Below are 22,760 nucleotides of genomic sequence, written 5' to 3'. Positions count from 1 at the left end.
ATGAGCGCAGCCATCGAAGCGAAATTCCGCCTCGACTACCGGGACTTTTCCCTGGACGTCGATCTCGAGCTGCCGGGGCGCGGGGTGACCGCGCTGTTCGGCCATTCCGGTTCCGGCAAGACCACCTGCCTGCGTTGTTTCGCCGGCCTGGAGCGGCCGAGTCGCGCACGACTGCAAGTGAACGGCGAGACCTGGCAGGACAGCGAGCGCGGCCTGTTCCTGCCGCCGCACAAGCGCGCCATCGGCTACGTATTCCAGGACGCCAACCTGTTCGAGCACCTGAGCGTACGGCGCAACCTGGCGTACGGCATGAAGCGCGTGTCCACTCGTGAGCATCGCGTGGCGCTGGACCAGGCCTGCGAACTGCTCGGTATCGGCCACTTGCTGGAGCGCATGCCAAGGCACCTGTCCGGCGGCGAGCGGCAGCGGGTCGGCATCGCCCGTGCGCTGCTGACCAGCCCGCGCCTGTTGCTGATGGACGAGCCGCTGGCATCGCTCGACGTCAAGCGCAAGGCCGAGATCCTGCCGTACCTCGAACGCCTGCACGACGAACTGGATATCCCGATTCTCTATGTCAGCCACTCGCCGGACGAAGTGGCGCGCCTGGCCGATCACCTGGTGCTGCTCGACGGCGGCCGAGTGCTGGCCAGCGGCGCGGTAGGGGAAACCCTGGCGCGCACCGACCTGCCGACTTCGATGCTGGAGGATGCCGGCGTGGTGATCGACGGCCGCGTGCTTGGCCACGACAGCGCCTATGGCCTGCTCGACCTTGGCCTGCCCGGTGGCAACGAACGCATTCGCCTGGCCCATGCGGCGCTGCCCGAAGGCAAGGCGCTGCGCATCAAGGTGCAGGCCCGTGACGTCAGCCTGAGCCTGGAGCGCCCGGAGCACAGCAGCATCCTCAATCGCCTGCCGGCGTCGGTGGTGGAGATGGTCGCCACCGACAATCCGGCGCACCTGCTGGTGCGTCTGGAGGTGTCGGGCAATCCGCTGCTGGCGCGCATCACCCGCTATTCCGCCGACCAGCTTGGCCTGCGCGAAGGGCAGGGGCTGTGGGCGCAGATCAAGTCGGTGGCGGTGCTGGCCTGAGGCGAGGTCTCGCGACGTGGTTCATTGGGTCCCCGCGTTCGCGGGGATGACGCAGGAGGCGGGGATGGCCACGAGGCTGAGCAGGCGCTCGTCGAGGGTGGCGAACTGCGCGTCCAGTTCGCATCCGCTGCGCCACTGTTCGGAGAGGTCGCAGAGCAGCCGCAGGCGCGCCTGGCCCTGGTCATTCCATTCCAGCAGTTCGGCGTGCTCGAAGTAGAAGCGCTTGCCGACGAGGGGGTAGAGCGCCTTGAACAGGCTTTCCTTGAGCGAGAAGGTCAGGGTCACGGTGAACCCCAAAAGCGCCGGGTCCAGGCGCTCGCGCTCGGCGGGTGTAAGCAGTTCTTCCACCAGCCGCGTGGCGCGTGCGTCGTCGAGCAGGCTTTCGACGTCGAGGCCCAGGCCCTGCCATTGGTTGCGCGGGGCGACAACTGCCGCGGCCCAGCCGTCGCCATGGGTGATGGAGCCGCAGAGGCCGGCGGGCCAGATCGGCGAGCGGTCCGCGGCCAGGCCCGGCGCTACCGCCATGGTTTGCAACTGGCCGATGCTGGCGCGGGCGCAGAGGCGCCCGGCGAGGAACTCGGCGCGGCGCTTGGCCACCGCACGGCCGATGTTGGCCGGCAGGTCCACGCCGTGGCGGACGAAGGCATCGGCGTCGAGGCGGGCGGGTTGGAACTGGCTGCTGTGCAGGATGGCGCCTGGCACGGCTTGCGGCAGCGGCCAGTGCGCCTGGGGCGGGGTGAGGAAGTCGGCGGATTCGGACATGGCGCGAATTCTGCCGCTCGACGGGCGTTCTGGCCAGAGGCTAGCAGTTGGTTTGTGACCGTACAGTCGCGTCCGGCTGGTCACAAACGCTTTACATTCGATTGCAAAGGTTAACGCAAGCGCTACGGATCGCCGGGCGGGGAAGCTGCACACTGCGCCTCGCGTTCCCTAGGGAACGCAGGTGAGGTTGTTGTCGGAGCCGCGAGCTCCGGCTTTTTCACTGATCGTGTGCGGGAGTTCGTTTTGCGGACTTCCGTTTTTTTTTGCCCGCGTTTTTGCATCGCCCGGCCCGCTTGGGGCCGGGCGCGTCTTTCTCTAGCCGAAGACTTGCTTGAGGAAAGCCTGCAGGTCGGCCCAGGACTTCTGGTCGGCGGTCTTGTCGTAGCCGACGTCCAGGCCGTGGCCCTTGTGCTTGTCGGCGTCCGGGTTGGTGAAGCTGTGCTTGGCGCCTGGCTGCACGACGAACTTGTAGTCGGCGCCGGCCTGGTCCATTTCCTTCTTGAACGCCGCCACGCTGTCGGCCGGCACCAGGGTGTCGCCACCGCCGTGCTCCACCAGGATCTTCGCCTTCACCGCCCCGGCTTGCGCCGGCGTAGCGGTTGCCAGCACGCCGTGGAAGCTGGCCACGCCGAGCAGCGGCAGGCCCTGGCGCGCCATGTCGAGCACCACCTTTCCACCGAAGCAGTAGCCGATGGCGGCGATCTTGTTCGGGTCGGTCTGCGGCTGCTGCTTGAGCAGGTCGAGCCCGGCCTGGAAGCGCGCCTTGGCGGCGTCGGCGTTCTTCAGCGCTTCCTGCATGAAGGCGGTGGCCTCGTTGGGGTGCTCGGTGTGCTTGCCTTCGCCGTACATGTCGATGGCCATGGCGCTGTAGCCCAAGGCGGCGAGGTCGCGGGCGCGGCGCTTGGCGTAGTCGTTCAGCCCCCACCACTCGTGCACCACGATGATTCCCGGACGCGCGCCTTTGATGGCGTCGTCATAGGCGAAGTAGCCGATCATCTTGGTGCCGTCGGTGGCCTGGTAGGGGATCTCCTGGGTCTTGATCGCGGCTTGGGCACTCAGGCCCAGGGTCAGCAACAGCAAGGTGGCGAGCAGGCGCATGGCGCGTCCTCCCTGTGTGTGGAACTGAACAAGATAGACGCTGCGGCGCGGCTCGCCCGGGAGGGCGCCTTCGGCTACCCTTGCCGCCCCGTGTCGTTGCTTCGAGGAAGGCCCCATGCGCTCCGTTCGTTTCCTGTCGCCCCTGCTGCTCTGCGCCGGCCTTTCTCAAGCCCCGGCGAGCCTGGCCGATGAGTTCGGCAGCTGCCTGGCAAGGCTGCAGCCGCAGGCCGCCGCCAAGGGTGTCGATGCCGCCAGCTACCGGCGCTACACCCAGGGCCTGCAAGCTGATTTGACCGTGCTGCCGCTGCTCGATGCCCAGCCGGAGTTCGTCACGCCGCTGTGGGACTACCTGGCAGGACTGGTCGACGACCAGCGCGTGGCCGACGGCAAGGCGATGCTCGCCCAGCATGGCGAGCTGCTCGACCGCGTCGCGCGGCAGTACCAGGTGGACAAGTACGCGGTGGTCGCGGTCTGGGGCGTGGAGAGCGATTTCGGCCGCATCGCCGGCAAGCGCCCGCTGCTGACTTCGCTGGGCACGCTGTCCTGCTACGGGCGGCGCCAGGCGTTCTTCCAGGGCGAGTTCTTCGCCACCCTCAAGCTGCTGCAGCAGGGCGACCTGCGCGATGCCGGCATCACCGGCTCCTGGGCCGGCGCCTTCGGCCAGACGCAGTTCATGCCCAGCACCTATGCGCGCATCGCGGTGGACTTCGACGGCGACGGCCATCGCGACCTGGTCGGCAGCGTGCCCGACGCCCTGGCGTCCACCGCCAACTACCTGAGCAAGGCCGGCTGGGTGCCGGGGCAGCCGTGGGGCTTCGAGGTGAAGCTGCCGGCGAGCTTCGCCGAGTCGCAGGCCGGACGCACCAAGCGGCGCACCGTGGCGGACTGGAAAGCCATGGGCGTGCAGCGCGTCGACGGCGGCCCGCTGCCATCGGGCGACACCCGCGCGGCCATCCTGATCCCGACCGGCAAGGCCGGCCCGGCCTTCCTGGTGCTGCGCAACTACGACGCCATCTATTCGTACAACGCCGCCGAGAGCTACGCGCTGGCGATCTCCCTGCTGTCTGACCGCCTGCGTGGCGGCCCCGGCCTGCGCACGCCCTGGCCGACCGATGACCCCGGCCTGAGCCGCGCCCAGCGCAAGGAGCTGCAGAAGCTGCTGCTCGCCCGCGGCTACGCCATCGGCGAACCCGACGGCATGATCGGCGACAACACCCGCCGCGCCATCCAGGCCGAGCAGCAACGCCTGGGCCTGCAGCCGGCCGACGGTCGCGCCGGGCAGAAGATCTTCAAGGCGATGCAAGCCGCGCACTGAACTTGCTCTTTGTAGGAACGAGCTCGCGAACGGCGCTCCCTGGCGACGCAGGTGTCTGGGACTGACGCCGATCTCTCTGCGGCATGCGCGGGATGGCTGGGTAGGGCAATTGCAGGCGCCTGGGGCAGCGAGGAGTGTTGATCGCGGGCCGGGCTCGTCTACGACGCTGGCTTCCCGCGTTCGCGGGAATGACGATTGGTTGGGGGACAGCCCCGCTCGAACTCCCAACTCCACTCCCGTCATTCCCATCATTTGCGTCATCCCCGCGTTCGCGGGGACGCACTGGCCCTCAGGCGAAATTCACCACCCCGGCACGCCGCTCATGTCCGGCAGGTGGTGGGCGATGCCCTTGTGGCAATCGATGCAGGTCGCTTCGCCCGAGGCCAGGGCCGTGGAGTGCATCTGCCGGGCGCGGGGGCTCTGGCGGGTGAAGTCCATGAAGTTGAAGTTGTGGCAGTTGCGGCATTCCAGTGAGTCGTTGGCCTTGAGCCGCGCCCATTCGTGCTCGGCCAGTTCGCGGCGGTGGTCGAGGAATTTCTCGCGGGTGTTGATGGTGCCGAAGATCTTGCCCCAGACCTCCTTGGACGCCTGCATCTTGCGGGCAATCTTGTCGGTCCATTTGTGCGGCACATGGCAGTCCGGGCAGGTGGCGCGCACGCCCGAGCGATTGGTGTAGTGGATGGTGTCCTTGAGCTCGACATAGACGTTGTCGCGCATCTCGTGGCAGGAGGTGCAGAACTTCTCGCTGTTGGTCGCCTCCAGCGCGGTGTTGAAGCCGCCCCAGAAGATGATCCCGGCGATGAACCCGGCCAGGGTCAGGAACCCCAGGCTGTAGTGCACGCTGGGCCGGCGCAGGACCGTCCAGTAACCGCCAAGCCAGGCGATGAGTGCTTTCATGGCCCCTCCTCAGGGTTTGCTGGCGGCGGCGTCGCGCTTGAGGATGCTGTCGATGTCTTCGAAGCTGTTGCCCACCAGCGGCTTCACGTCCTCCTGGGGCACGTGGCACTGCACGCAGAAGTAACGGCGTGGCGCCACCGAGGCCAGCACCTGGCCGTCGCGGTCCATGTAGTGGGTGATGCTGATCATCGGCGCCTGCACCTTCGCGCTGTTGGCGCGGCTGTGGCAGGACAGGCACTTGTTGCTGTTGGTGTCGATGCGATAGCCGACGATGGTGTGCGGAATGGTCGGCGGCTGCTCGGGGTAGGCGCGTTCGCGGCGGATGTCCTTGTTCTCTTCCGGCGCCAGCGGCGGCGCCGGGCGGTCCTGGCTGATGGTCCCGCCGGGGCGGCGGCCGTCCGGGGCCGGGGCGTCCAGCGGGTAGTCTGGCTGCGCGGCCAGCAGCGGCAGGCCGAGCAGCAGGAGCAGGAACGGGATCAGGCGTTTCATGGCGCGCTCCTCAGGCCAGGCTGACCAGTTCGATGCGGACCGCGCACTTCTTGTAGTCGGTCTGCTTGGAGATCGGGTCGGTGGCGTCCAGGGTGACCTTGTTGATCAGTTTGTTGGCGTCGAAGAAGGGCACGAATACCAGCCCCTGAGGCGGTTTGTTGCGCCCGCGTGTTTCGATGCGCGCGCGGATCTCGCCGCGCCGGCTGATCACCTTCACCTCGCTGCCGCGCCTGAGCTTCAGCTTCGTGGCGTCGTCCGGGTGCATGTACACCAGGGCATCGGGCACCGCCTTGTACAGCTCCGGCACGCGCTGGGTCATGCTGCCGGTGTGCCAGTGTTCGAGCACGCGGCCGGTACACAGCCAGAACGGGTAGTCGGCGTCTGGCGCCTCGGCCGGCGGCTCGTAGGGCAGGGCGAAGATGATCGCCTTCTTGTCCGGGTAGCCGTAGAACTGCACGCCGCTACCCTTGGCCACGTAGGGATCGAGGCCCTCGCGGTAGCGCCAGAGGGTTTCCTTGCCGTCCACCACCGGCCAGCGCAGGCCGCGCGCCTCGTGGTAGGCGTCGAAGGGCGCGAGGTCGTGGCCATGGCCGCGGCCGAAACGGGCGTATTCCTCGAACAGGCCCTTCTGCAGGTAGAAACCGAAGGCCTTGGCTTCGTCATTGGCGTATCCCTTGGCCACCTGTTCGGCACCGAAGGCGTCCACCTGGCCGTTGCGGAACAGCACTTCGTAGAGGGTCTTGCCCTTGAGCTCGGGCGCCTTGGCCAGCAGGTCGGCGGGCCACACCTCGTCGGTGGTGAAGCGCTTGGAGAATTCCACCAGTTGCCAGAGGTCGGACTTCGCCTCGCCCGGCGCGCTCACCAGTTGGTGCCAGAACTGCGTGCGTCGCTCTGCGTTGCCATAGGCGCCTTCCTTCTCCACCCACATGGCGCTGGGCAGGATGAGGTCGGCGGCCTGGGCCGAGACGGTCGGGTAGACGTCGGAGACGATCACGAAGTTTTCCGGGTTGCGCCATCCCGGCAGCACTTCCTGCATGACGTTCGGCCCGGCCTGCATGTTGTTGCACACCTGGGTCCAGTAGACGTTGAGCACGCCGTCCTTGAGCTTGCGGCTCTGCTCCACGGCGTGGAAGCCGACTTTCTCCTGGATGGTGCCGGCCGGGACCTTCCAGATCTTCTCGGCGGTTTCGCGGTGTTTCGGGTTGGTCACCACCAGGTCCGCCGGCAGGCGGTGGGCGAAGGTGCCGACCTCGCGCGCAGTGCCGCAGGCCGAAGGCTGGCCGGTGAGCGAGAAGGGGCTGTTGCCCGGCTCGCTGATTTTCCCGGTGAGCAGGTGGATGTTGTAGATCAGGTTGTTGGCCCAGACACCGCGAGTGTGCTGGTTGAAGCCCATGGTCCAGAAGGACACCACCTTGCGTTTCGGGTCGGCGTAGAGTTCGGCCAGGGCCTTGAGGCGTTCGGCCGGCACGCCGCTTTCCTTGGCCGTGCGCTCCAGGGTGTAGGGCTTGACGAAGGCGGCGAAGGCGTCGAAATCGATGTCGGTCCAGGTGTTGGCCTTGGCGGCGTTCTGCGCCTTTTTCTCAATGGGCTCTTCCGGGCGCAGGCCGTAGCCGATGTCCTCGGCGCCCTTGGCGAAGCGCACATGCTGGCTGACGAAGTCGCGGTTCACCGCGCCGCTCTGGATGATGTGGTTGGCGATGTAGTTGAGGATGTGCAGGTCGGCCTGCGGCGTGAACACCATGGGTATGTCGGCCAGGTCGAAGCTGCGGTGCTCGAAGGTGGAGAGCACCGCCACCTTGACGTGCGGCGCGCTGAGGCGGCGGTCGGTGACCCGCGACCAGAGCACCGGGTGCATCTCGGCCATGTTCGAGCCCCAGAGCACGAAGGCGTCGGTGGCCTCGAAGTCGTCGTAGCAACCCATGGGTTCGTCCATGCCGAAGCTGCGCATGAAGCCCATTACCGCCGAGGCCATGCAGTGGCGCGCGTTGGGGTCGATGTTGTTGCTGCGCAGGCCGGCCTTGAACAGCTTGTTGGCGGCGTAGCCTTCCCATACCGTCCATTGCCCGGAGCCGAACATGCCCACCGAGGTCGGCCCCTTGGCCTTGAGTGCGGCCTTGAACTTCTCGGCCATGATGTCGAAGGCGGCGTCCCAGCTGATCGGCTGGAATTCGCCCTGCTTGTCGTACTTGCCGTCCTTCATGCGCAGCAGCGGGCGGGTCAGGCGGTCGCTGCCGTACATGATCTTCGACAGGAAGTAGCCCTTCACGCAGTTGATCCCGCGGTTGACCTCGGCCTTGATGTCGCCGTGGGTGGCGACCACCTTGCCGTCGCGGGTGGCGACCATGACGCTGCAGCCGGTGCCGCAGAAGCGGCAGGGCGCCTTGTTCCAGTCCAGCGTGGTCATGTCCGCCTCGGTGACCAGGTTGCTGGCGGAACTGAGGATCGGCAGCCCGGCGGCGGCCGCCGCCATGGCGGCGGCGTTGGCCTTGGCGAACTGGCGGCGGGTGAGGTTCATCGTGTACCTCCGGCGGCGAGACCGACGGGGGCGTCGGCGGCTGGTTTCTGCGGGGCGTCGGGCTGCTCCACGGTCTCGTGGTAGACCAGCACCGCGTTGAGCACCCCGGGCAGGCTGTGGATGGCTTCGAGGGTCGCGAGGATCTGTTCCTCTTGCTCGGCCTCCAGCACCACCACGAGCTTGCCCAGCGGGCTTTCCTGGTGCAGTTCGAGGTGCGGCAGGCGGGCCAGGTTTGCCTTCACCGCGCCGAGCAGTTCCGGGCGCGCGTGGACCAGCAGACTGGCTATCTGGATGCAGTCAGGCATCGGCGGTCATCTCCTCGCTGAGTTGGATGGCCTGGCTCGGGCAGGGCGCGAGGCACGCGCCGCAACCCGTGCAGGCCAGGGAGTCGAGTTGCGGCAGCGGTGGGCCGCCGAGCTGCGGGCGGAAACGGATGGCGCGGGCCTCGCAGCTGTCTTCGCAGGCGCGGCAATGGATGCCGGCCAGCGCCAGGCAGCGTTCGCCAATGCGCGCGCGCCAGGGAAAGGCCGGTTGCGCGCGGTCGAACAGGCCGGCGTCGCAGCTGTCGGCACAGGCGCCGCAAAGGCTGCAGCCAGAGTGAGTCAGGTCGAGTTGCGGAAAGCCGCCGTCACCCAGGCGCAGCACCTGTTCCGGGCAGGCGCGCACGCAATCGCCGCAGCGCGTGCAGCGGTCGCTGAAGTCGTCGGCGGTCCACGGCGGTAGGCGCGGGGTTTCCGCGCCAGCCAGGCGGCGCAGCAGGGCGCGTCGGGGATGCACGGCGCGCACCTAGCCTGGCGGTCCCGGCGGGCCGGCCAACAGCTGGTACATCCAGACGATGAATCCGTAGCCGCCGACGACAGCCACGGACAAAAGCGGGAACAGGCAGATCACGAGAAACAGGAACAGCCGGGTCTCCTTGCCCTTCGCCACTTCCACTGGGCTCTTTTCGCTCATGTGGCAGCCTCCAAGCGATGCCGTTGGGGAGTATAGACCGCAGTAGAAATGTGGCTTTCGGTGTCCCACAAGCGGACGAGCGGTTCGTTCAGCCGAGGTTCAGAGAGCTGACAGGTTGCGTTCAGTCGCCCCCGCTTAACCTGTTCTCCGTCAACTACTTACACACCTCTCTGACGGAGAATGACGATGAAAACCCTGAAGAAGCTCGCTCTCGCCACTGCCATCCTCGGTGCCAGCATCGGCATGGCCCAGGCCTCGGAAAACTTCGTAGGTCTGACCTGGGGTGAAACCAGCAACAACATCCAGAAATCCGCAGACCTGAACCGCAACCTCAACGATCCGAAGCTCGACAGCGTGATCAACAACAGCAGCACCTGGGGCGTGCGCGCCGGCCAGCAGAATGAACAAGGCCGCTACTACGCGACCTACGAGAACACGTCCGATACCTACAGCGGCATGAAGCTGCGCCAGCAGAACCTGCTCGGCAGCTACGACGCCTTCCTGCCGATCAATGAACAGGGCACCAAGCTGTTTGGCGGCGGTACTGTCGGCCTGACCAAGCTGGAACAGGAGTCGCGTGGCTTCAAGCGTGACAGCGATGTCGGCTACGCCATCGGCGCCCAGGCGGGTGTCCTGCAGGATATCGGCAAGAACGCTTCCATCGAAGGCGGCTATCGTTACCTGCGGACCAATGCCAGCACGGAGATGAGCCCGCACGGCGGCTCCAAGGTCGGATCGCTTGACCTGCACAGCAGCTCGCAGATCTACCTGGGCGCCAACTATCGGTTCTGACTGGCAACCGGCCGGGCCTCGCGCCCGGCCACCGCATAAGGAGGATTACCCATGAAGTTACTGGTGGTGGAGGACGAGGCGCTGCTGCGCCATCACCTGTTCACCCGACTCGGCGAGCAGGGCCATGTGGTCGATGCCGTGGGCGATGCCGAAGAGGCCCTGTACCGGGCCAGCGAGTACCACCACGACCTGGCGGTGGTCGACCTCGGCCTGCCGGGCATGAGCGGCCTGGACCTGATCCGCGAGTTCCGCAGCCAGGGCAAGACCTTCCCGATCCTGATTCTCACCGCGCGCGGCAACTGGCAGGACAAGGTCGAAGGCCTGGCCGCCGGCGCCGACGACTACGTGGTCAAGCCGTTCCAGTTCGAGGAACTGGAAGCGCGCCTGAACGCCCTGTTGCGTCGCTCCAGCGGCTTCGTCCAGGCGACCATCGAGGCCGGCCCCCTGGTGCTCGACCTCAACCGCAAGCAGGCCGCCGTGGACGGTGAAGCGCTCAACCTGACCGCCTTCGAGTACCGCATCCTCGAATACCTCATGCGTCATCACCAGCAGGTGGTGAGCAAGGAGCGCCTGATCGAGCAGCTGTACCCGGACGACGACGATCGCGACCCCAACGTCATCGAAGTGCTGGTCGGCCGTCTGCGGCGCAAGCTGGAGACCCACGAAGGCTTCCGCCCGATCGACACGGTGCGCGGCCAGGGCTACCTGTTCACCGAGCGCTGCCGATGATGCGCTCGCTGCGGGTTCGCCTGATGATCGGCGCGGCGACGCTGGCGATCCTTTTCATGCTGGCCTTGCTGCCGGCGCTGCAGCGGGCCTTCAGCATCGCCCTGGAGGACGCCATCCAGCAGCGCCTGGCCGCCGACGTCGCGACCCTGGTGTCTTCCGCGCGGATCGAGGGCGATCGCCTCGACATGCCCGAGCACCTGGCGGTCGAAGACTTCAACCTGCCCGAGTCCAAGCTCCTGGGCTTCATCTATGACCGCGATGGCAAGCTGGTCTGGCGTTCGAGTTCCGCCCAGGACGAAAGCGTCAGCTACCGCCCGCATTACACCGGCAAGCTCGACGTCTTTACCCGCACCCGCGACGAAAAAGGCAGCGAGTTCTTTGTCTACGACGTGGAGATCGACCTGCTGGGCGGCCAGAAGGCGGCCTACAGCATCGTCACCATGCAGCCGGTGAGCGCTTTCCGCGAGCTGGTGCACGGCTTCCGCGAGCAGCTCTACCTGTGGCTGGGCGGTGCCCTGCTGATACTGCTGGGCATGCTCTGGCTGGGGCTGGGTTGGGGTTTTCGCTCGATGCGCGGGCTGCGCGACGAGCTGGACCAGATCGAGTCCGGCGAGCGCGAGCGGCTGAGCGACGACCATCCCCGGGAAATGCTGCGCCTGACCGATTCGCTGAACCGCCTGCTGGACAGCGAGCGCACCCAGCGCGAGCGCTACCGCAACTCCCTGGCCGACCTCGCGCACAGCCTGAAGACGCCATTGGCGGTGCTGCAGGGCGTGAGCGAGAACCTCGCCGGCCACGCGCAGAACCGCGAGCAGGTGCAGGTGCTGCAGAGCCAGATCGAGCGCATGAGCCAGCAGATCGGCTACCAGCTGCAACGCGCCAGCCTGCGCAAGAGCGGCCTGGTGCGCCACCGCGTGCAACTGGGGCCGCTGCTCGACACCCTGAGCGGTGCGCTGGACAAGGTCTACCGCGACAAGCAGGTGATCCTCGAGCGCGACTTTCCGGAAAGTCTCAGCCTGCCGTTGGAGCGCGGCGCGCTGCTGGAGCTGCTCGGCAATCTGCTGGAGAACGCCTACCGCCTGAGCCTGGGCCGTGTGCGCGTCGGTGCCAGCAAGCGCAACGGCAATTTCGAGCTGGTGGTGGAGGACGATGGTCCGGGCATCCCACCCGACCAGCGCCAGCGCATCCTGCGCCGCGGCGAGCGCCTGGACACCCAGCACCCGGGGCAGGGCATAGGCACGGCGGTGGTAATGGACATCCTCGACAGCTACGGCGGCAGCCTGGAGCTGGACGACTCCGACCTGGGTGGCGCTTGCTTCCGCATGCAGCTGCCGGGGTAGCGTGTACAACCGTTCGCGGTTGTGCGCCGCTGCGCCTCTCCCTGTAGGAGCGCGCCATGCGCGCGATTTCGCGGCCATGGGCCGCTCCTACAGGTGATCCCCGACGCCTCACTCCCCCTGTTGCGTCCGGTAGGCGCCGGGGGTCAGCCCGGTCCACTTCTTGAACGCCCGGTGGAAGGCCGAGGGCTCGGAGAAGCCGAGCTGTTCGGCGATGTCCTGGATCGACAGCTCGTCGCGGCCCAGGTGATAGATCGCCAGGTCGCGGCGCAGCTGGTCCTTCAATTCCTGGAAGTTCGGCCCTTCCTCGCGCAGGTGGCGGCGCAGGGTCTGCGGGCTCATGTGCAGCTGTTGCGCCACGCTTTCCAGGTCGGGCCAGTTGCGGCAGTCGCGGCCGAGCAGGCGGCGGATCTGGCTGGTCAGGCTGTCGCCGCCGTCCGGTCGGGCCAGCAGGTCGGCCGGGGAATCCTTGAGGAAGTGCTTGAGGCTGCGTTCATCCTGCAGCAGCGGCATGTCCAGGTAGCGCGCCTGGAAGCTCAGCCCGGTGCTGTCGGCGTCGAAGCGTCGCGGGCAGGGGAAGAGCAGGTCGTACTCGCTCGCATGGGCTGGCTCGGGGTAGGCGAAGCGAGCCTCTTCCAGACGGATGCGCTGGCCGATCAGCCAGCTGCCCAGGCGATGCCAGATCACCAGCAGGCTTTCGGTCAGGAAGTGCTCCGGGTCGTGCAGCCGGCTGTGGTCGAGGACCAGCTCGGCGCGCTCGCCAACGCGGCGCAGCTCGATGTGCGGCGCCTCGGGGAACAGGTCGTAGAACAGCGAACCACGGGCGAGCGCTTTTTCCAGGGTGCGGCACTGGATGATGGCGTGGCACATCATGGCGAAGGTGCCGCGCTTGCTGCGCAGCTCGCCAAAGCCCATGTACTCGTCGTCGAGGCTTTCCCAGATCACCTGGATCAGCCGGCCGAACTGCTCCGGCGACACCCTCGCGCGCGCTTCCTCGAGCAGCGCCGGCTGGATACCGGCTGCGCGCAGCAGGGGCTGGATGTCCTGGTCGCGCCGCTGCGCACCGCGCAAGGCGGCGCGAACGAAATGGCTGGCGATGGTGCGTTCACGCATGGGGTGTCCTTGTTGTTGTTCGGTGGCCGGCGCGGCGAACAATCTACGGCAGCCATGGCCCTGGCGGATACCCGCCAAGTGGCGGGAAATCCGCCGCGGCTATGGCGGGTTTCCGCCAATCCAAAGGTCTTTCTGAAACTGGATTTATTTATAAGTTATTGAAATATAATAAATAAATAGGATTTGCTCAGGTTGGCGCAGGCATTGCTATACCTCATGTAAGACCTGCCGACGGGCAGGGCGAAAAACAAATTCTCCCATTGAAGGGAGATAACGCTTCGGCGCCCGCGCCGGCATCAGGACGATGCCCCGCCGCCCGAGAGGACCCTGCCGCCATGACCAAGCAACCCTTCTACAAGAGCCTGTACGTGCAGGTGCTGATCGCCATCGCCATCGGCATCGCCCTGGGCCATTTCTACCCGCACACCGCCGTGCTGATGAAGCCCCTGGGCGACGGCTTCGTCAAACTGATCAAGATGGCCATCGCGCCCATCATCTTCTGCACCGTGGTCACCGGCATCGCCGGCATGCAGAGCATGAAGGCGGTCGGCAAGACCGGCGGCATGGCGCTGCTGTACTTCGAGGTGGTCTCCACCATCGCCCTGATCATCGGCCTGGTGGTGGTCAACGTCGTGCAGCCCGGCGCCGGCATGCACGTCGATCCGGCCAGCCTGGATACCAGCAAGATCGCTGCCTACGCCGCCGCCGGCGAGAAGCAGAGCACCATCGACTTCCTGATGAACATCATCCCCAGCACCATCGTCGGCGCCTTCGCCAACGGTGACATCCTGCAGGTGCTGTTCTTCTCCGTACTGTTCGGCTACGCCCTGCACCGCATGGGCAGTTACGGCCAGCCGATCTTCCAGTTCATCGAGCGCTTCACCCAGGTGATGTTCAACATCATCAACGTGATCATGAAGGTTGCCCCGATCGGTGCCTTCGGCGCCATGGCCTTCACCATCGGCGCCTACGGCGTGGGTTCGCTGGTGCAGCTCGGTCAGCTGATGCTGTGCTTCTACATCACCTGCCTGCTCTTCGTGCTGCTGGTCCTGGGCAGCATCGCCCGCGCCCACGGCTTCAGCATCGTGAAGTTCATCAAGTACATCCGCGAAGAGCTGCTGATCGTGCTCGGCACCTCGTCCTCGGAGTCGGCGCTGCCGCGCATGATCGCCAAGATGGAGAAGCTCGGCTGCGACAAGAGCGTGGTCGGCCTGGTGATCCCCACCGGCTACTCCTTCAACCTCGACGGCACCTCGATCTACCTGACCATGGCCGCGGTGTTCATCGCCCAGGCCACCGACACGCCGATGGACATCACCCACCAGCTGACCCTGCTGGCGGTGCTGCTGATCGCCTCCAAGGGCGCCGCGGGCGTCACCGGTTCGGGCTTCATCGTGCTGGCCGCCACCCTGTCCGCCGTCGGCCACCTGCCGGTCGCGGGCCTGGCGCTGATCCTCGGCATCGACCGCTTCATGTCCGAAGCCCGCGCCCTGACCAACCTGGTCGGCAACGGCGTGGCCACCGTGGTGGTCGCCAAGTGGTGCAAGCAACTCGACGCCAGCAAGCTGCACAAGGAACTGGCCAGCGGCCCGTCCGCAGTCGAGGCCCAGGAAGCCCGCGCTGTGTGACGACGATTCTCCGGTTAGGCGTGGCGACGTGAAGCGCCGCGCCACCTTCAAGCCCGCTCTCGTAGCGGGCTTTTTTATTTCCGAGCCATGCCCGGACGGCCTGTGCAGCGCCAGAGATAACGGGTCTTGGGGCTAGAATGGCGGGGTCGGAAATGGGGGCTGGAAGCGCTTCCTGGAGGCTGACGGTGTTTTTCGGAAGAGGGGCTTGGTAAATGAAGAAAGCGCAGAAGGGGCAGAAGCTGCCGGAACCGCACCCGCATATCGGGCTGTATACGCATGCGCCGGCCGAGCGTTCGCCGCATGGCTGGCCGCTGTGCGTCTACTGCGGGCAGCCAGCCGATGCGCTGGATCACCAGCCGCCGCTGTCGCGTGTCGACGATTACCAGAAGCTCTACCTGGAGCGCGAACAATACTGGCAGGTGAAGGCTTGCAAGCCTTGCTGCGAGCTGCTCGGCGATGACCTGCAGAAGGATATCTTCGTCCGAATCGAGGCGCTGAAATACCGGTTGCAGCGGACGTTGCGCAGGCATGACGCGGCATTGTCCTGGGCAGACGATGACCTTGCGGAGCTGGGGCATTCACTGCGCTCCAAGGTGTCCGTCAGCGCTGCGGTGGTGTCTGCGACTCAGCCGAGGATCGATTACCAGGGCGGCTTGCGGCTGCTGCGTGAGGCTGCACGGCGGACCTGATGCCACGCTCGACGACCCACTCGTAGGCGTGGAAGGGAGCGTGACTGTAGGAGCGGACCTTGTCCGCGAAAGAGATCGCGGATGAATCCGCTCCTACGGGGAGCACCGTGCGTGAACATCGCGGATGAGATCCGCTCCTGCGCCGGAGATTGGTGCAGGGCCGGACAGATCAGAGAATGATCTTGTCCTTGAGCTTCTCCACCGCCTGCTGCAGCACCTGGATCACCCGATCCTTGTCGTAGTTCTGCACGTTGTTGGTGTCGAGGTACATGGAGAAGCCCGGCAGCTCCTGCTCGATGAAGCTGGGGTTGGCGCCCAGGTCGCGGCGGAAGTCGACCACCTGGTAGATCTGCACCGGCTTGCTGAAGCCCTTCACCGCGATCTGGCCCTTGTCGCGGCACATGATCACGTCCTTCACCAGCGAATAGGTCTCGTGGCTGAGGAGGATCTCGCCGGCTTCGGCGGCGCTTTCCAGGCGGCTGGCGAGGTTCACTTCGCGGCCGATGATGGTGTAGTCCATGCGCGTGTCGGCGCCGAAGTTGCCCACTGTGCAGTAGCCGGTGTTGATGCCCATGCGCACTTCCAGCGGCTTGGTGATGCCCTGGGCGCGCCACTGCTGGCGCATCACTTTCATGTGCTTGCGCATGGCCACGGCCATGGACACGGCGGCCACGGCGTCCTTCTTCGCGCCCTGGGTGGTCGGGTCGCCGAAGAACACCATCACGCAGTCGCCGACGAACTTGTCGATGGTGCCGCCGTACTTGAGGGCGATCTTCGACATCTCGTTGAGGTAGTTGTTGAGCATGTCGGTGAGCACTTCGGCTTCCAGTTCCTCGGACAGCTCGGTGAAGCCCTTGATGTCGGAGAAGAACACCGTGAGCTTCTTGCGCTGGGTTTCCAGGCGCACGCTCTTCTTGCCGCTGAAGATCGACTCCCAGACCTGCGGCGACAGGTACTTGGCCAGGTTGCTCGCCAGCCGCGCGGCCTTTTCCTGCTCGCGGGCGATTTCGCCGCGGGCCTGGGCCAGGCGCAGGCCTTGCTGATGGACGAAGAAGGCGCCGATGAAGATGTACAGGGTGGAGAAGGCGATGCTCGCCAGGTTCACCAGCAGCGGCGGGTTGCCCTTGAAGCCCGGGCCGAGCAGGGCGCCGGTCACTGCAGCGGTGGACAGCGATACCAGCATGGCGCCGCCCAACAGGCGCAGGCCGCCGATGATCAGGCTGGTGAAGCCCAGGGTCAGCAGCAGCATCAGCGCCGGCACCACGGCGAAACCGAGCAATGCGGCGCTGGCGCCGGCGTGCACGGCGTCCGCACCTTGCAGGAACTGGCGGGTGCGTTCGGGGTACTGGATCTTGAAGCGGTTGTTCAGTTGTTGCGCGAGGTGCGGGTAGAGCAGGGCGTACGGCACCATCCACAGCAGTTCGTAGCTGAAGTAGCCGCTGAAGGTCCCGGCGGCGACCGTCGCGGCGATGCTGATGTAGGCCAGCACGCGGGCATGGTACTCGCGCAGGGGCGAGGACGACCCGTGCGACTGTGGCCGTTCCAGGACGGAGGACTTCATGCGCTGCTGGCTTCCCTGGTCAGTTCAGCGTCTCTGTAGGACGCTTCCCGCGATTGCGGTAGGAAGAATCTTAACCAAGCGTCTGTCCGGGAGCCAGCGCCGGCCCGAAACATCTTGTCGCGGACCGGCGGTCACTTTGTGGCTCAGGCCATGCTGCCGTCGGGCCGGGCGTAGAGGGTCTGCCGCGGTTTGGCGAAGACGCGGCGCAGCATCGGCTCGAAGAAATCCAGCGGCAGGGTTTCGCCTTCCGGGTCGAAGGCAGCGGCGTCGTAGCGTGCGCAGAACTCGATGGTCTGCTCGAACTGCGGGTGGTCCTTGAACTGCTCGCGCAGGTGCCGGTCCAGGCCCAGGTGGTGGAAGAAGTAGTAGCCCTGGAAGATCGCGTGCTTCTCGACCATCCAGTGGTTTTCCGGGCTGACGAACGGCTTGAGGATGGCCGCGGCGATGTCGGCGTGGTTATACGAGCCCAGGGTGTCGCCGATGTCGTGGAGCAGGGCGCAGACCACGTACTCCTCGTCGCGGCCGTCGCGGTGGGCGAGGGTGGCGGTCTGCAGCGAGTGGGTCAGGCGATCCACCGGGAAGCCGCCGAAGTCGCCGTCGAGCAGGCGCAGGTGGGCGAGGATGCGGTCGGGCAGCAGGGCGGCGTACTGGGCGAAGTCCTGGGCGATGATCGCCCAGTCCGCGGCGCTGCCGTCTTCCATGTGGGTGAAGGTGGCGCGGGCATTCATCGGGCTGTCCTCTTGTGCTTGTTGGGATTGGACGGCCTCCAGTCTAGGAGCGTGGCGCGCCGCGGCCAGTGTCCATGCGCGCCGTTCGGCTGTCTTGGCGGTGCGCGAATGCCCCGTCATCGCCGCCGCTGATCGCTTCAGGGGTTCTCCGGGTCGTGGCCGAGGGACTGCAGGAACAGCGAGAACAGCTCCGGTTGCGAGGAGATGTCCAGCTTGGTGTAGAGGTGCCGGCGGTGGACCTTGATGGTCTCCGGGGAAATCGCCAGGCGCTCGGCCATGGCCTTGGACGAGTAGCCACGCAGGATCAGCCGGGCGATCTCCAGCTCACGCTCGGACAGCACGTTGGCGCCGAAATGGCTGAGTGCATCGCGCACCTGGGTGGCCACGCCTTCAGCATTGGCCGGTAGCAGACGCTGGCTGCGCAGCTGCCAGTGCTGCTGCATCAGCGCCAGGACCCAGGGACAGAGCATCGTCAGCAGGCCGCACTGCTCGCCGTCGAACGGCTTGCGCATGCCCAGCGACAGCGACAACGCGCCCTGGCCGGGCAACTGGAGGATGAACTGCACCTCATCTTCCAGCACGTTCTCGTGGAAGTAGTTGAGGAAGTACTCGCTCTGGCGGAAATGGTCCGGGGCGATCTCTTCCAGGCGATACAGGCCGCTGGGCAGTCCCTCGCGGCAGGCCTGGTAGAAGGGATCGAGCTGGTACAGGCCGTCGAGGTAGACGGACATGGCCGCCGGGCCCGCCTGCGGGTCGGCGTCGTATTCCTCCAGCCACACGGGTGTACCGCCAGCGGGGTAGTAGGCGGCCAGCGCGTTGTCGAACGGCAGCCACTGGTGCAGCAGCAGGATCAGCTGCTTCCAGAAGCGCGGCTCGCCGATCTGCTCGATGGCGCGGGCAAGGTTGGCGTGCATGCCGACCTCGCGGAACAGGTTCTGCATCCCTGGGCACTCCGGAAAAGGTGCTCCGGTTTCCTCCTTTTAGCGCCCTGCCGTCAAGGGGCGTAACCCCAAATGGTGATTGGCCGCCAGCTGCGGCAGGCCTAGATTGCGCCCCATGCAGCGTCCCAAGCAGAGGACACGCACAAGGGTTTTCGTACCTGCCTCAACCAACAATGACAATTCGAGGAAAACGACATGAGCTCTTCCGCGGCGCCCGAGGGCGCGCTCAAGCCCAGTCTGGGCATGCTCGATGTGGTAGCCATCACCGTCTCGGCGGTCACTCCGGCCAGTTCGGTCTTCGTCATCGCCCCTTTCGCCATCCAGCAAGCCGGCAGCGGCGCCTTCCTGAGCTTCGTGCTGGCCGCCGTGCTGGCGCTGATGTTCGCCTGGTGCTACGCGGAGCTGGGCCGCGCGCACAGTTCCGCCGGTGGTGAATACGTCTATGCCAAGCGCGTGTTCGGCGGCATGGCCGGCTACGCCACCTTCCTTACCGTGATGGTCTCGCTGCTGTTCATTCCACCGGTGCTGGCGACGGGCGCGGCGACCTACCTCAACGGCGCACTGGGCACGCAGTTCGATACCCAGACAGTGGCGCTGGTCATCGTGGCAGCCAGCTACGCCCTGGGCATCCTCAATATCCGCGTCAACGCCTGGGTCACCGGGCTGTTCCTGGTCTGCGAAGTGGCGGCGCTGCTGGTGATAGTCGCGCTGGGCTTCGGCAACGTCAGCCAGCCGCTCAGCGTGCTGTCGCATCCGCAGTTCCTCGACAATGGCGTGATGTCGGTAGCGCCGATGGCGCTGGTGATTGGCGCGATGGGCACGGCGCTGTTCTCCTACAACGGCTTCGGCGCGGCGGTGATGCTCACCGAGGACATGAAGGACGGCGGTCGTGGCGTGCACCGTGCGGTGCTCTGGTCGCTGGTGCTGGTGGTGATCATCGAACTGGTGCCGATCACCGCGTTGTTGCTGGGCGCGCCCTCGCTGCAGGACATGCTCGCCAGCCCCGACCCCATCGGCTACCTGCTCACCGCCCACGGCAACGCCACGCTGTCGCGGCTGGTCAGCGCCGGCATCTTCCTCTCGGTGTTCAACGCCATCATCGCCATCGTCATCCAGTCGGGCCGGGTGATCTTCAGCAGCGGCCGCGACGAGCTGTGGACGCCCTCGCTGAACCGCCTGTTCACCCGCATCCACCCGCGCTGGGAATCGCCGTGGCTGGCCACGCTGTTCCTCGCGGTGCCCTCGGCGGCATTGAGCTTCAGCTCCAACCTGGCCGACCTGACCTCGTTCACCGTGCTGCTGCTGGTCATGGTCTACCTGGCGGTGGCCCTGAGCGCCCTGTTCAGCCGCGTGCTGCGCCGTGACCGCGAGCACCCGTACCGCATGCCGCTCTGGCCGGCGCCGGCGCTGCTGGCGGTAGTCGGTGCCGGCTATCTGCTGCTCAACAACATGCTCGCGGCTTCCTTGCGAGACAACATGATCATTGGCGGGATCCTGGCCGTATCGGTGATTCTCTACAGCACCTACGGCAAGTTCAGCCCGGCCTTCCAGAAACTCTGAAGACACGACAGGAGTCCGCATGCGCGCTCGTCAACTCGGCATCACCCTGGGGTTGGGTACACCCGGTGAGTTCAACGCCATTACCGATGTACCCGGCGTCCGGGTCGGCCACAGCACATTGATCGCCGAGCGCGACGGCAAGCAGGTTCGTACCGGTGTCACCACGGTGCAGCCGCGAGTCGGCGAGGCGCGCCTGCAACCCTGCTTCGCCGGCGTTCACGTGCTCAACGGCAACGGTGACGCCACCGGCCTGGAATGGATTCGCGAGGCCGGCGTGCTGACCACGCCCATCGCCATCACCAACACCCACAGCGTCGGCGTGGTCCGAGACGCACTGGTCGCAGCCGAGCGCGATGCCCTGGCCGATCCGTCGGTGTACTGGTGCATGCCGGTGGTGATGGAAACCTACGACGGCCTGCTCAACGACATCTGGGGCCAGCACGTCGGCCCGGAGCAGGTGCGCGAAGCCCTGGCCCGCGCGGAGTCCGGCCCGGTGGAGGAAGGTGCAGTAGGTGGCGGCACCGGGATGATCTGCCACGAGTTCAAGGGCGGCATCGGCACGGCCTCGCGCAAGCTGTCGGCGGAGCAGGGCGGCTGGACGGTCGGCGCGCTGGTGCAGGCCAACCACGGCAAGCGCGAGGAGTTGCGGGTCGACGGCTATCCGGTTGGACGCCAGCTGCGCGGGATCGCCTCGCCCTTCGCCGACCGTGGCGAGCCGGGCATGGGCTCCATCGTGGTGATCCTCGCCACCGACGCGCCGCTGCTTCCGCACCAGTGCCAGCGCCTGGCGCAGCGCGCCTCCATTGGCATCGCTCGCACCGGCGGCGGCACCGAGGACTCCAGCGGTGACATCTTCCTGGCCTTCGCTACCGGCAACACCGATCTGCCGCCGGCCAACTACGGGCGCAAGGGCCTGCCGCAGGACACCGCGGTACGGATGCTCAACAACGACCACATCTCGCCGCTGTTTGCCGCCGCTGCCGAGGCGGTGGAGGAGGCCATCGTCAATGCGCTGCTGGCGGGCATCGACATGCGCACGGCGGACGGCGTGCTGGTGCCGGCGCTGGGGGGCGAACGGTTGTTGAAAACGCTACGCCAGGTGGGCTGGCGCGGCTGGTGATCGAGGCATGAAAAAGCCGGGAGCGCTCGCGCGGTCCCGGCTTTTTTACGTCTGCGTCAGGCCTGCTTTAGCTGCGCTCGCCTACGCCAGCGTCCTCTGGCTCCTCTGCCAGGCAAGCCGCAGCGGTGAAGAGCACGTCGGTGGAGGAGTTCAGCGCGGTTTCCGCCGAGTCCTGCAGGATGCTGATGACGAAGCCCACCGCCACAACCTGCATGGCCACTTCGCCGGAAATGCCGAACAGGCCGCAGGCCAGCGGGATCAGCAGCAGCGAGCCACCGGCCACGCCGGAAGCGCCACAGGCGCAGAGCGCGGACACCACGCAGAGCAACAGCGCGCTGGGCAGGTCGACGGCGATGCCCAGGGTGTTGGCCGCGGCCAGGCTGAGCACGCTGATGGTCACGGCCGCGCCGGCCATGTTGATGGTCGCGCCCAGCGGGATGGAGACCGAATAGGTGTCCTCGTGCAGGCCCAGGCGCTCGCACAGCTGCAGGTTGACCGGGATGTTGGCCGCCGAGCTGCGGGTGAAGAAGGCGGTCACGCCGCTTTCGCGCAGGCAGGTGAACACCAGCGGGTAGGGGTTGCGGCGCAGCTTCCAGAACACGATCAGCGGGTTCACCACCAGCGCCACGAAGAGCATGCAGCCCAGCAGTACCGCGAGCAGGCGCAGGTAGCCGAGCAGCGCATCGAAGCCGGATTCGGCCAGGGTGCTGGCGACCAGGCCGAAGATGCCCAGCGGGGCGAAGGCGATCACCACGCGGACGATCAGGGTGACGCCGCCGGCCAGGTCGTCGAGCAGGTCGCGGGTGCTTTGCCGGGCGTGGCGCAGGGCGATGCCCAGGCCCACGGCCCAGCCGAGGATGCCGATGAAGTTGGCCTCTTCCAGCGCCTTGATCGGGTTGCTGGCGATGCTGAACAGCAAGGTGTGCAGCACTTCGCCGATACCGTCCGGCGGCGCCGTCTCGCTGGCAGCCGCAGTGCTCAGGACCAGCGTCGAGGGGAAGGCGAAGCTGACGGACACGGCGACCACGGCCGCGGCGAAGGTGCCCAGCAGGTAGAGCACCAGGATCGGCCGGATGTGCGTGCGCTGGCCGGCCTTGTGGTTGGCGATGGAGGCGCAGACCAGCACCAGTACCAGGACCGGAGCCACGGCCTTGAGCGCCGAAATGAACAGCTTGCCGAGCAGGCCGACGGCCAGCGCCGCCTGCGGGGCGAGGAGGGCGAGGGCGATGCCGGCCAGCATGCCGACGAAGATGCGCATCACCAGGCTGCTGCGCTGGATGCGTTGGAAGAGAGTTGGAGCCGGAAGAGTCATGACCTTACCGCTGCTTGAGAATGGGAACGCGAACCGTACGGGCCGCGGAAGGGCGCGGATTATGCCGTCATGGGCGGGGAATTGCTCGACGGCCGTCGGAAATCGCGTGGGCATTCGGGCTGAAGGTAGCC

General features: G+C 66.5%; 22 protein-coding genes. 9 read left to right on the top strand and 13 right to left on the bottom strand.

The window, feature by feature from the left end; genetic code table 11:
- Positions 1 to 1,089: a molybdenum ABC transporter ATP-binding protein gene (gene modC / locus ACA097_RS04105; protein WP_371368674.1), complete on the top strand. Its 1,089-nt coding sequence runs from the start codon at positions 1 to 3 to the stop codon at positions 1,087 to 1,089.
- 21 nt (positions 1,090 to 1,110) lie between these two features.
- Here modC and ACA097_RS04100 read toward each other — a convergent pair whose 3' ends face one another.
- A complete protein-coding gene (locus ACA097_RS04100) occupies positions 1,111 to 1,860 on the bottom strand; it encodes a 4'-phosphopantetheinyl transferase (RefSeq protein ID WP_371370477.1) in 750 nt (249 codons plus the stop codon).
- A 306-nt stretch (positions 1,861 to 2,166) separates the two neighbouring features.
- Positions 2,167 to 2,949: a dienelactone hydrolase family protein gene (locus ACA097_RS04095; RefSeq protein WP_043250850.1), complete on the bottom strand. Its 783-nt coding sequence runs from the start codon at positions 2,947 to 2,949 to the stop codon at positions 2,167 to 2,169.
- A gap of 115 nt (positions 2,950 to 3,064) precedes the next feature.
- Between ACA097_RS04095 and ACA097_RS04090 the strand changes: the two genes are divergently transcribed.
- Positions 3,065 to 4,264, top strand: coding sequence for a lytic murein transglycosylase (locus ACA097_RS04090; RefSeq protein WP_371368671.1), 1,200 nt, complete (start codon positions 3,065 to 3,067; stop codon positions 4,262 to 4,264).
- Positions 4,265 to 4,564: 300 nt separating this feature from the next.
- Here the strand turns inward: ACA097_RS04090 and ACA097_RS04085 are convergent, their stop codons facing one another.
- From ACA097_RS04085 to napE, 6 genes are read right to left on the bottom strand one after another with little or no spacing between them, the layout of a single operon-like run.
- A complete protein-coding gene (locus ACA097_RS04085) occupies positions 4,565 to 5,161 on the bottom strand; it encodes a cytochrome c3 family protein (RefSeq protein ID WP_371368669.1) in 597 nt (198 codons plus the stop codon).
- A 9-nt stretch (positions 5,162 to 5,170) separates the two neighbouring features.
- The gene (locus ACA097_RS04080) at positions 5,171 to 5,650 is read right to left on the bottom strand and encodes a nitrate reductase cytochrome c-type subunit (RefSeq protein WP_160286319.1); all 480 of its coding nucleotides are present in this window, start codon (positions 5,648 to 5,650) and stop codon (positions 5,171 to 5,173) included.
- A gap of 10 nt (positions 5,651 to 5,660) precedes the next feature.
- Positions 5,661 to 8,165: a nitrate reductase catalytic subunit NapA gene (gene napA / locus ACA097_RS04075; protein ID WP_371368666.1), complete on the bottom strand. Its 2,505-nt coding sequence runs from the start codon at positions 8,163 to 8,165 to the stop codon at positions 5,661 to 5,663.
- The gene (locus tag ACA097_RS04070; RefSeq protein WP_052355218.1) at positions 8,162 to 8,470 is read right to left on the bottom strand and encodes a chaperone NapD; all 309 of its coding nucleotides are present in this window, start codon (positions 8,468 to 8,470) and stop codon (positions 8,162 to 8,164) included. Before ACA097_RS04070 ends, napA begins: the two co-directional genes overlap by 4 nt.
- Positions 8,463 to 8,942 (bottom strand): ferredoxin-type protein NapF, encoded by a 480-nt coding sequence (gene napF, locus ACA097_RS04065; RefSeq protein WP_371368664.1) that lies wholly within the window; start codon positions 8,940 to 8,942, stop codon positions 8,463 to 8,465. The genes ACA097_RS04070 and napF overlap by 8 nt, the downstream gene beginning before the upstream one ends.
- Positions 8,943 to 8,951: 9 nt before the next feature.
- Positions 8,952 to 9,119, bottom strand: a complete 168-nt coding sequence (napE, locus tag ACA097_RS04060; protein ID WP_043250859.1) for a periplasmic nitrate reductase, NapE protein — start codon at positions 9,117 to 9,119, stop codon at positions 8,952 to 8,954.
- Between the two features lie 186 nt (positions 9,120 to 9,305).
- Here napE and ACA097_RS04055 point away from each other — a divergent pair, with 186 nt between their 5' ends.
- Genes ACA097_RS04055 through ACA097_RS04045 form a run of 3 tightly spaced genes read left to right on the top strand, consistent with a single transcriptional unit; the run spans position 9,306 to position 11,980 of the window.
- Positions 9,306 to 9,911 carry an outer membrane protein gene (locus ACA097_RS04055; RefSeq protein WP_043250861.1) on the top strand — a complete coding sequence of 202 codons (606 nt, stop codon included), beginning with the start codon at positions 9,306 to 9,308 and terminating at the stop codon, positions 9,909 to 9,911.
- A gap of 51 nt (positions 9,912 to 9,962) precedes the next feature.
- Positions 9,963 to 10,640: a response regulator gene (locus tag ACA097_RS04050; RefSeq protein ID WP_371368661.1), complete on the top strand. Its 678-nt coding sequence runs from the start codon at positions 9,963 to 9,965 to the stop codon at positions 10,638 to 10,640.
- On the top strand, positions 10,637 to 11,980 hold the full coding sequence (locus tag ACA097_RS04045; protein ID WP_371368659.1) for an ATP-binding protein: 1,344 nt from the start codon (positions 10,637 to 10,639) through the stop codon (positions 11,978 to 11,980). The genes ACA097_RS04050 and ACA097_RS04045 overlap by 4 nt, the downstream gene beginning before the upstream one ends.
- 108 nt (positions 11,981 to 12,088) lie before the next feature.
- On the opposite strand, the gene ACA097_RS04040 is transcribed toward ACA097_RS04045, so the two are convergent.
- Positions 12,089 to 13,090, bottom strand: coding sequence for an AraC family transcriptional regulator (locus ACA097_RS04040; protein WP_371368657.1), 1,002 nt, complete (start codon positions 13,088 to 13,090; stop codon positions 12,089 to 12,091).
- A gap of 335 nt (positions 13,091 to 13,425) precedes the next feature.
- Here ACA097_RS04040 and ACA097_RS04035 point away from each other — a divergent pair, with 335 nt between their 5' ends.
- Together ACA097_RS04035 and ACA097_RS04030 are read left to right on the top strand one after the other, a co-directional pair.
- The gene (locus ACA097_RS04035; RefSeq protein ID WP_371368655.1) at positions 13,426 to 14,718 is read left to right on the top strand and encodes a dicarboxylate/amino acid:cation symporter; all 1,293 of its coding nucleotides are present in this window, start codon (positions 13,426 to 13,428) and stop codon (positions 14,716 to 14,718) included.
- A 212-nt stretch (positions 14,719 to 14,930) separates the two neighbouring features.
- The gene (locus tag ACA097_RS04030; protein WP_371368653.1) at positions 14,931 to 15,407 is read left to right on the top strand and encodes a hypothetical protein; all 477 of its coding nucleotides are present in this window, start codon (positions 14,931 to 14,933) and stop codon (positions 15,405 to 15,407) included.
- Positions 15,408 to 15,576: 169 nt separating this feature from the next.
- Here ACA097_RS04030 and ACA097_RS04025 read toward each other — a convergent pair whose 3' ends face one another.
- The 3 genes from ACA097_RS04025 to ACA097_RS04015 all read right to left on the bottom strand — a co-directional run bounded on the left by ACA097_RS04025 (position 15,577) and on the right by ACA097_RS04015 (position 18,637).
- Positions 15,577 to 16,968, bottom strand: a complete 1,392-nt coding sequence (locus ACA097_RS04025; protein ID WP_371368651.1) for an adenylate/guanylate cyclase domain-containing protein — start codon at positions 16,966 to 16,968, stop codon at positions 15,577 to 15,579.
- Between the two features lie 143 nt (positions 16,969 to 17,111).
- Complete coding sequence (locus tag ACA097_RS04020) at positions 17,112 to 17,696, bottom strand: HD domain-containing protein (RefSeq protein ID WP_160286325.1); 585 nt, start codon at positions 17,694 to 17,696, stop codon at positions 17,112 to 17,114.
- Between the two features lie 137 nt (positions 17,697 to 17,833).
- On the bottom strand, positions 17,834 to 18,637 hold the full coding sequence (locus ACA097_RS04015) for a helix-turn-helix transcriptional regulator (RefSeq protein WP_160286326.1): 804 nt from the start codon (positions 18,635 to 18,637) through the stop codon (positions 17,834 to 17,836).
- A gap of 195 nt (positions 18,638 to 18,832) precedes the next feature.
- Here ACA097_RS04015 and ACA097_RS04010 point away from each other — a divergent pair, with 195 nt between their 5' ends.
- Together ACA097_RS04010 and ACA097_RS04005 are read left to right on the top strand one after the other, a co-directional pair.
- Positions 18,833 to 20,197, top strand: a complete 1,365-nt coding sequence (locus tag ACA097_RS04010) for an APC family permease (protein WP_371368648.1) — start codon at positions 18,833 to 18,835, stop codon at positions 20,195 to 20,197.
- Between the two features lie 19 nt (positions 20,198 to 20,216).
- On the top strand, positions 20,217 to 21,317 hold the full coding sequence (locus tag ACA097_RS04005; RefSeq protein ID WP_371368646.1) for a P1 family peptidase: 1,101 nt from the start codon (positions 20,217 to 20,219) through the stop codon (positions 21,315 to 21,317).
- A 67-nt stretch (positions 21,318 to 21,384) separates the two neighbouring features.
- On the opposite strand, the gene sstT is transcribed toward ACA097_RS04005, so the two are convergent.
- Positions 21,385 to 22,629 (bottom strand): serine/threonine transporter SstT, encoded by a 1,245-nt coding sequence (gene sstT, locus ACA097_RS04000; protein WP_371368644.1) that lies wholly within the window; start codon positions 22,627 to 22,629, stop codon positions 21,385 to 21,387.
- Positions 22,630 to 22,760 lie beyond the last annotated feature (131 nt).

The organism is Pseudomonas sp. QL9, from assembly GCF_041409665.1.
In the GTDB taxonomy this organism is placed as follows: domain Bacteria; phylum Pseudomonadota; class Gammaproteobacteria; order Pseudomonadales; family Pseudomonadaceae; genus Pseudomonas; species Pseudomonas knackmussii.
Note: the sequence above shows the minus strand (reverse complement) of the source record. Positions and strands in the feature narration are given on the sequence as shown.

What these genes read in the sequence shown, in the direction of transcription:
- ACA097_RS04085 (WP_371368669.1), bottom strand. Translation starts at nt 5,161, where the DNA reads ATGAAAGCACTCATCGCCTGGCTTGGCGGTTACTGGACGGTCCTGCGC.
- sstT (WP_371368644.1), bottom strand. Translation starts at nt 22,629, where the DNA reads ATGACTCTTCCGGCTCCAACTCTCTTCCAACGCATCCAGCGCAGCAGC.
- ACA097_RS04025 (WP_371368651.1), bottom strand. Translation starts at nt 16,968, where the DNA reads ATGAAGTCCTCCGTCCTGGAACGGCCACAGTCGCACGGGTCGTCCTCG.
- ACA097_RS04055 (WP_043250861.1), top strand. Translation starts at nt 9,306, where the DNA reads ATGAAAACCCTGAAGAAGCTCGCTCTCGCCACTGCCATCCTCGGTGCC.
- napA (WP_371368666.1), bottom strand. Translation starts at nt 8,165, where the DNA reads ATGAACCTCACCCGCCGCCAGTTCGCCAAGGCCAACGCCGCCGCCATG.
- ACA097_RS04080 (WP_160286319.1), bottom strand. Translation starts at nt 5,650, where the DNA reads ATGAAACGCCTGATCCCGTTCCTGCTCCTGCTGCTCGGCCTGCCGCTG.
- napE (WP_043250859.1), bottom strand. Translation starts at nt 9,119, where the DNA reads ATGAGCGAAAAGAGCCCAGTGGAAGTGGCGAAGGGCAAGGAGACCCGG.
- ACA097_RS04010 (WP_371368648.1), top strand. Translation starts at nt 18,833, where the DNA reads ATGAGCTCTTCCGCGGCGCCCGAGGGCGCGCTCAAGCCCAGTCTGGGC.
- ACA097_RS04090 (WP_371368671.1), top strand. Translation starts at nt 3,065, where the DNA reads ATGCGCTCCGTTCGTTTCCTGTCGCCCCTGCTGCTCTGCGCCGGCCTT.
- ACA097_RS04030 (WP_371368653.1), top strand. Translation starts at nt 14,931, where the DNA reads ATGAAGAAAGCGCAGAAGGGGCAGAAGCTGCCGGAACCGCACCCGCAT.
- ACA097_RS04015 (WP_160286326.1), bottom strand. Translation starts at nt 18,637, where the DNA reads ATGCAGAACCTGTTCCGCGAGGTCGGCATGCACGCCAACCTTGCCCGC.
- ACA097_RS04040 (WP_371368657.1), bottom strand. Translation starts at nt 13,090, where the DNA reads ATGCGTGAACGCACCATCGCCAGCCATTTCGTTCGCGCCGCCTTGCGC.
- ACA097_RS04035 (WP_371368655.1), top strand. Translation starts at nt 13,426, where the DNA reads ATGACCAAGCAACCCTTCTACAAGAGCCTGTACGTGCAGGTGCTGATC.
- ACA097_RS04020 (WP_160286325.1), bottom strand. Translation starts at nt 17,696, where the DNA reads ATGAATGCCCGCGCCACCTTCACCCACATGGAAGACGGCAGCGCCGCG.
- ACA097_RS04005 (WP_371368646.1), top strand. Translation starts at nt 20,217, where the DNA reads ATGCGCGCTCGTCAACTCGGCATCACCCTGGGGTTGGGTACACCCGGT.
- ACA097_RS04045 (WP_371368659.1), top strand. Translation starts at nt 10,637, where the DNA reads ATGATGCGCTCGCTGCGGGTTCGCCTGATGATCGGCGCGGCGACGCTG.
- modC (WP_371368674.1), top strand. Translation starts at nt 1, where the DNA reads ATGAGCGCAGCCATCGAAGCGAAATTCCGCCTCGACTACCGGGACTTT.
- ACA097_RS04095 (WP_043250850.1), bottom strand. Translation starts at nt 2,949, where the DNA reads ATGCGCCTGCTCGCCACCTTGCTGTTGCTGACCCTGGGCCTGAGTGCC.
- ACA097_RS04070 (WP_052355218.1), bottom strand. Translation starts at nt 8,470, where the DNA reads ATGCCTGACTGCATCCAGATAGCCAGTCTGCTGGTCCACGCGCGCCCG.
- ACA097_RS04050 (WP_371368661.1), top strand. Translation starts at nt 9,963, where the DNA reads ATGAAGTTACTGGTGGTGGAGGACGAGGCGCTGCTGCGCCATCACCTG.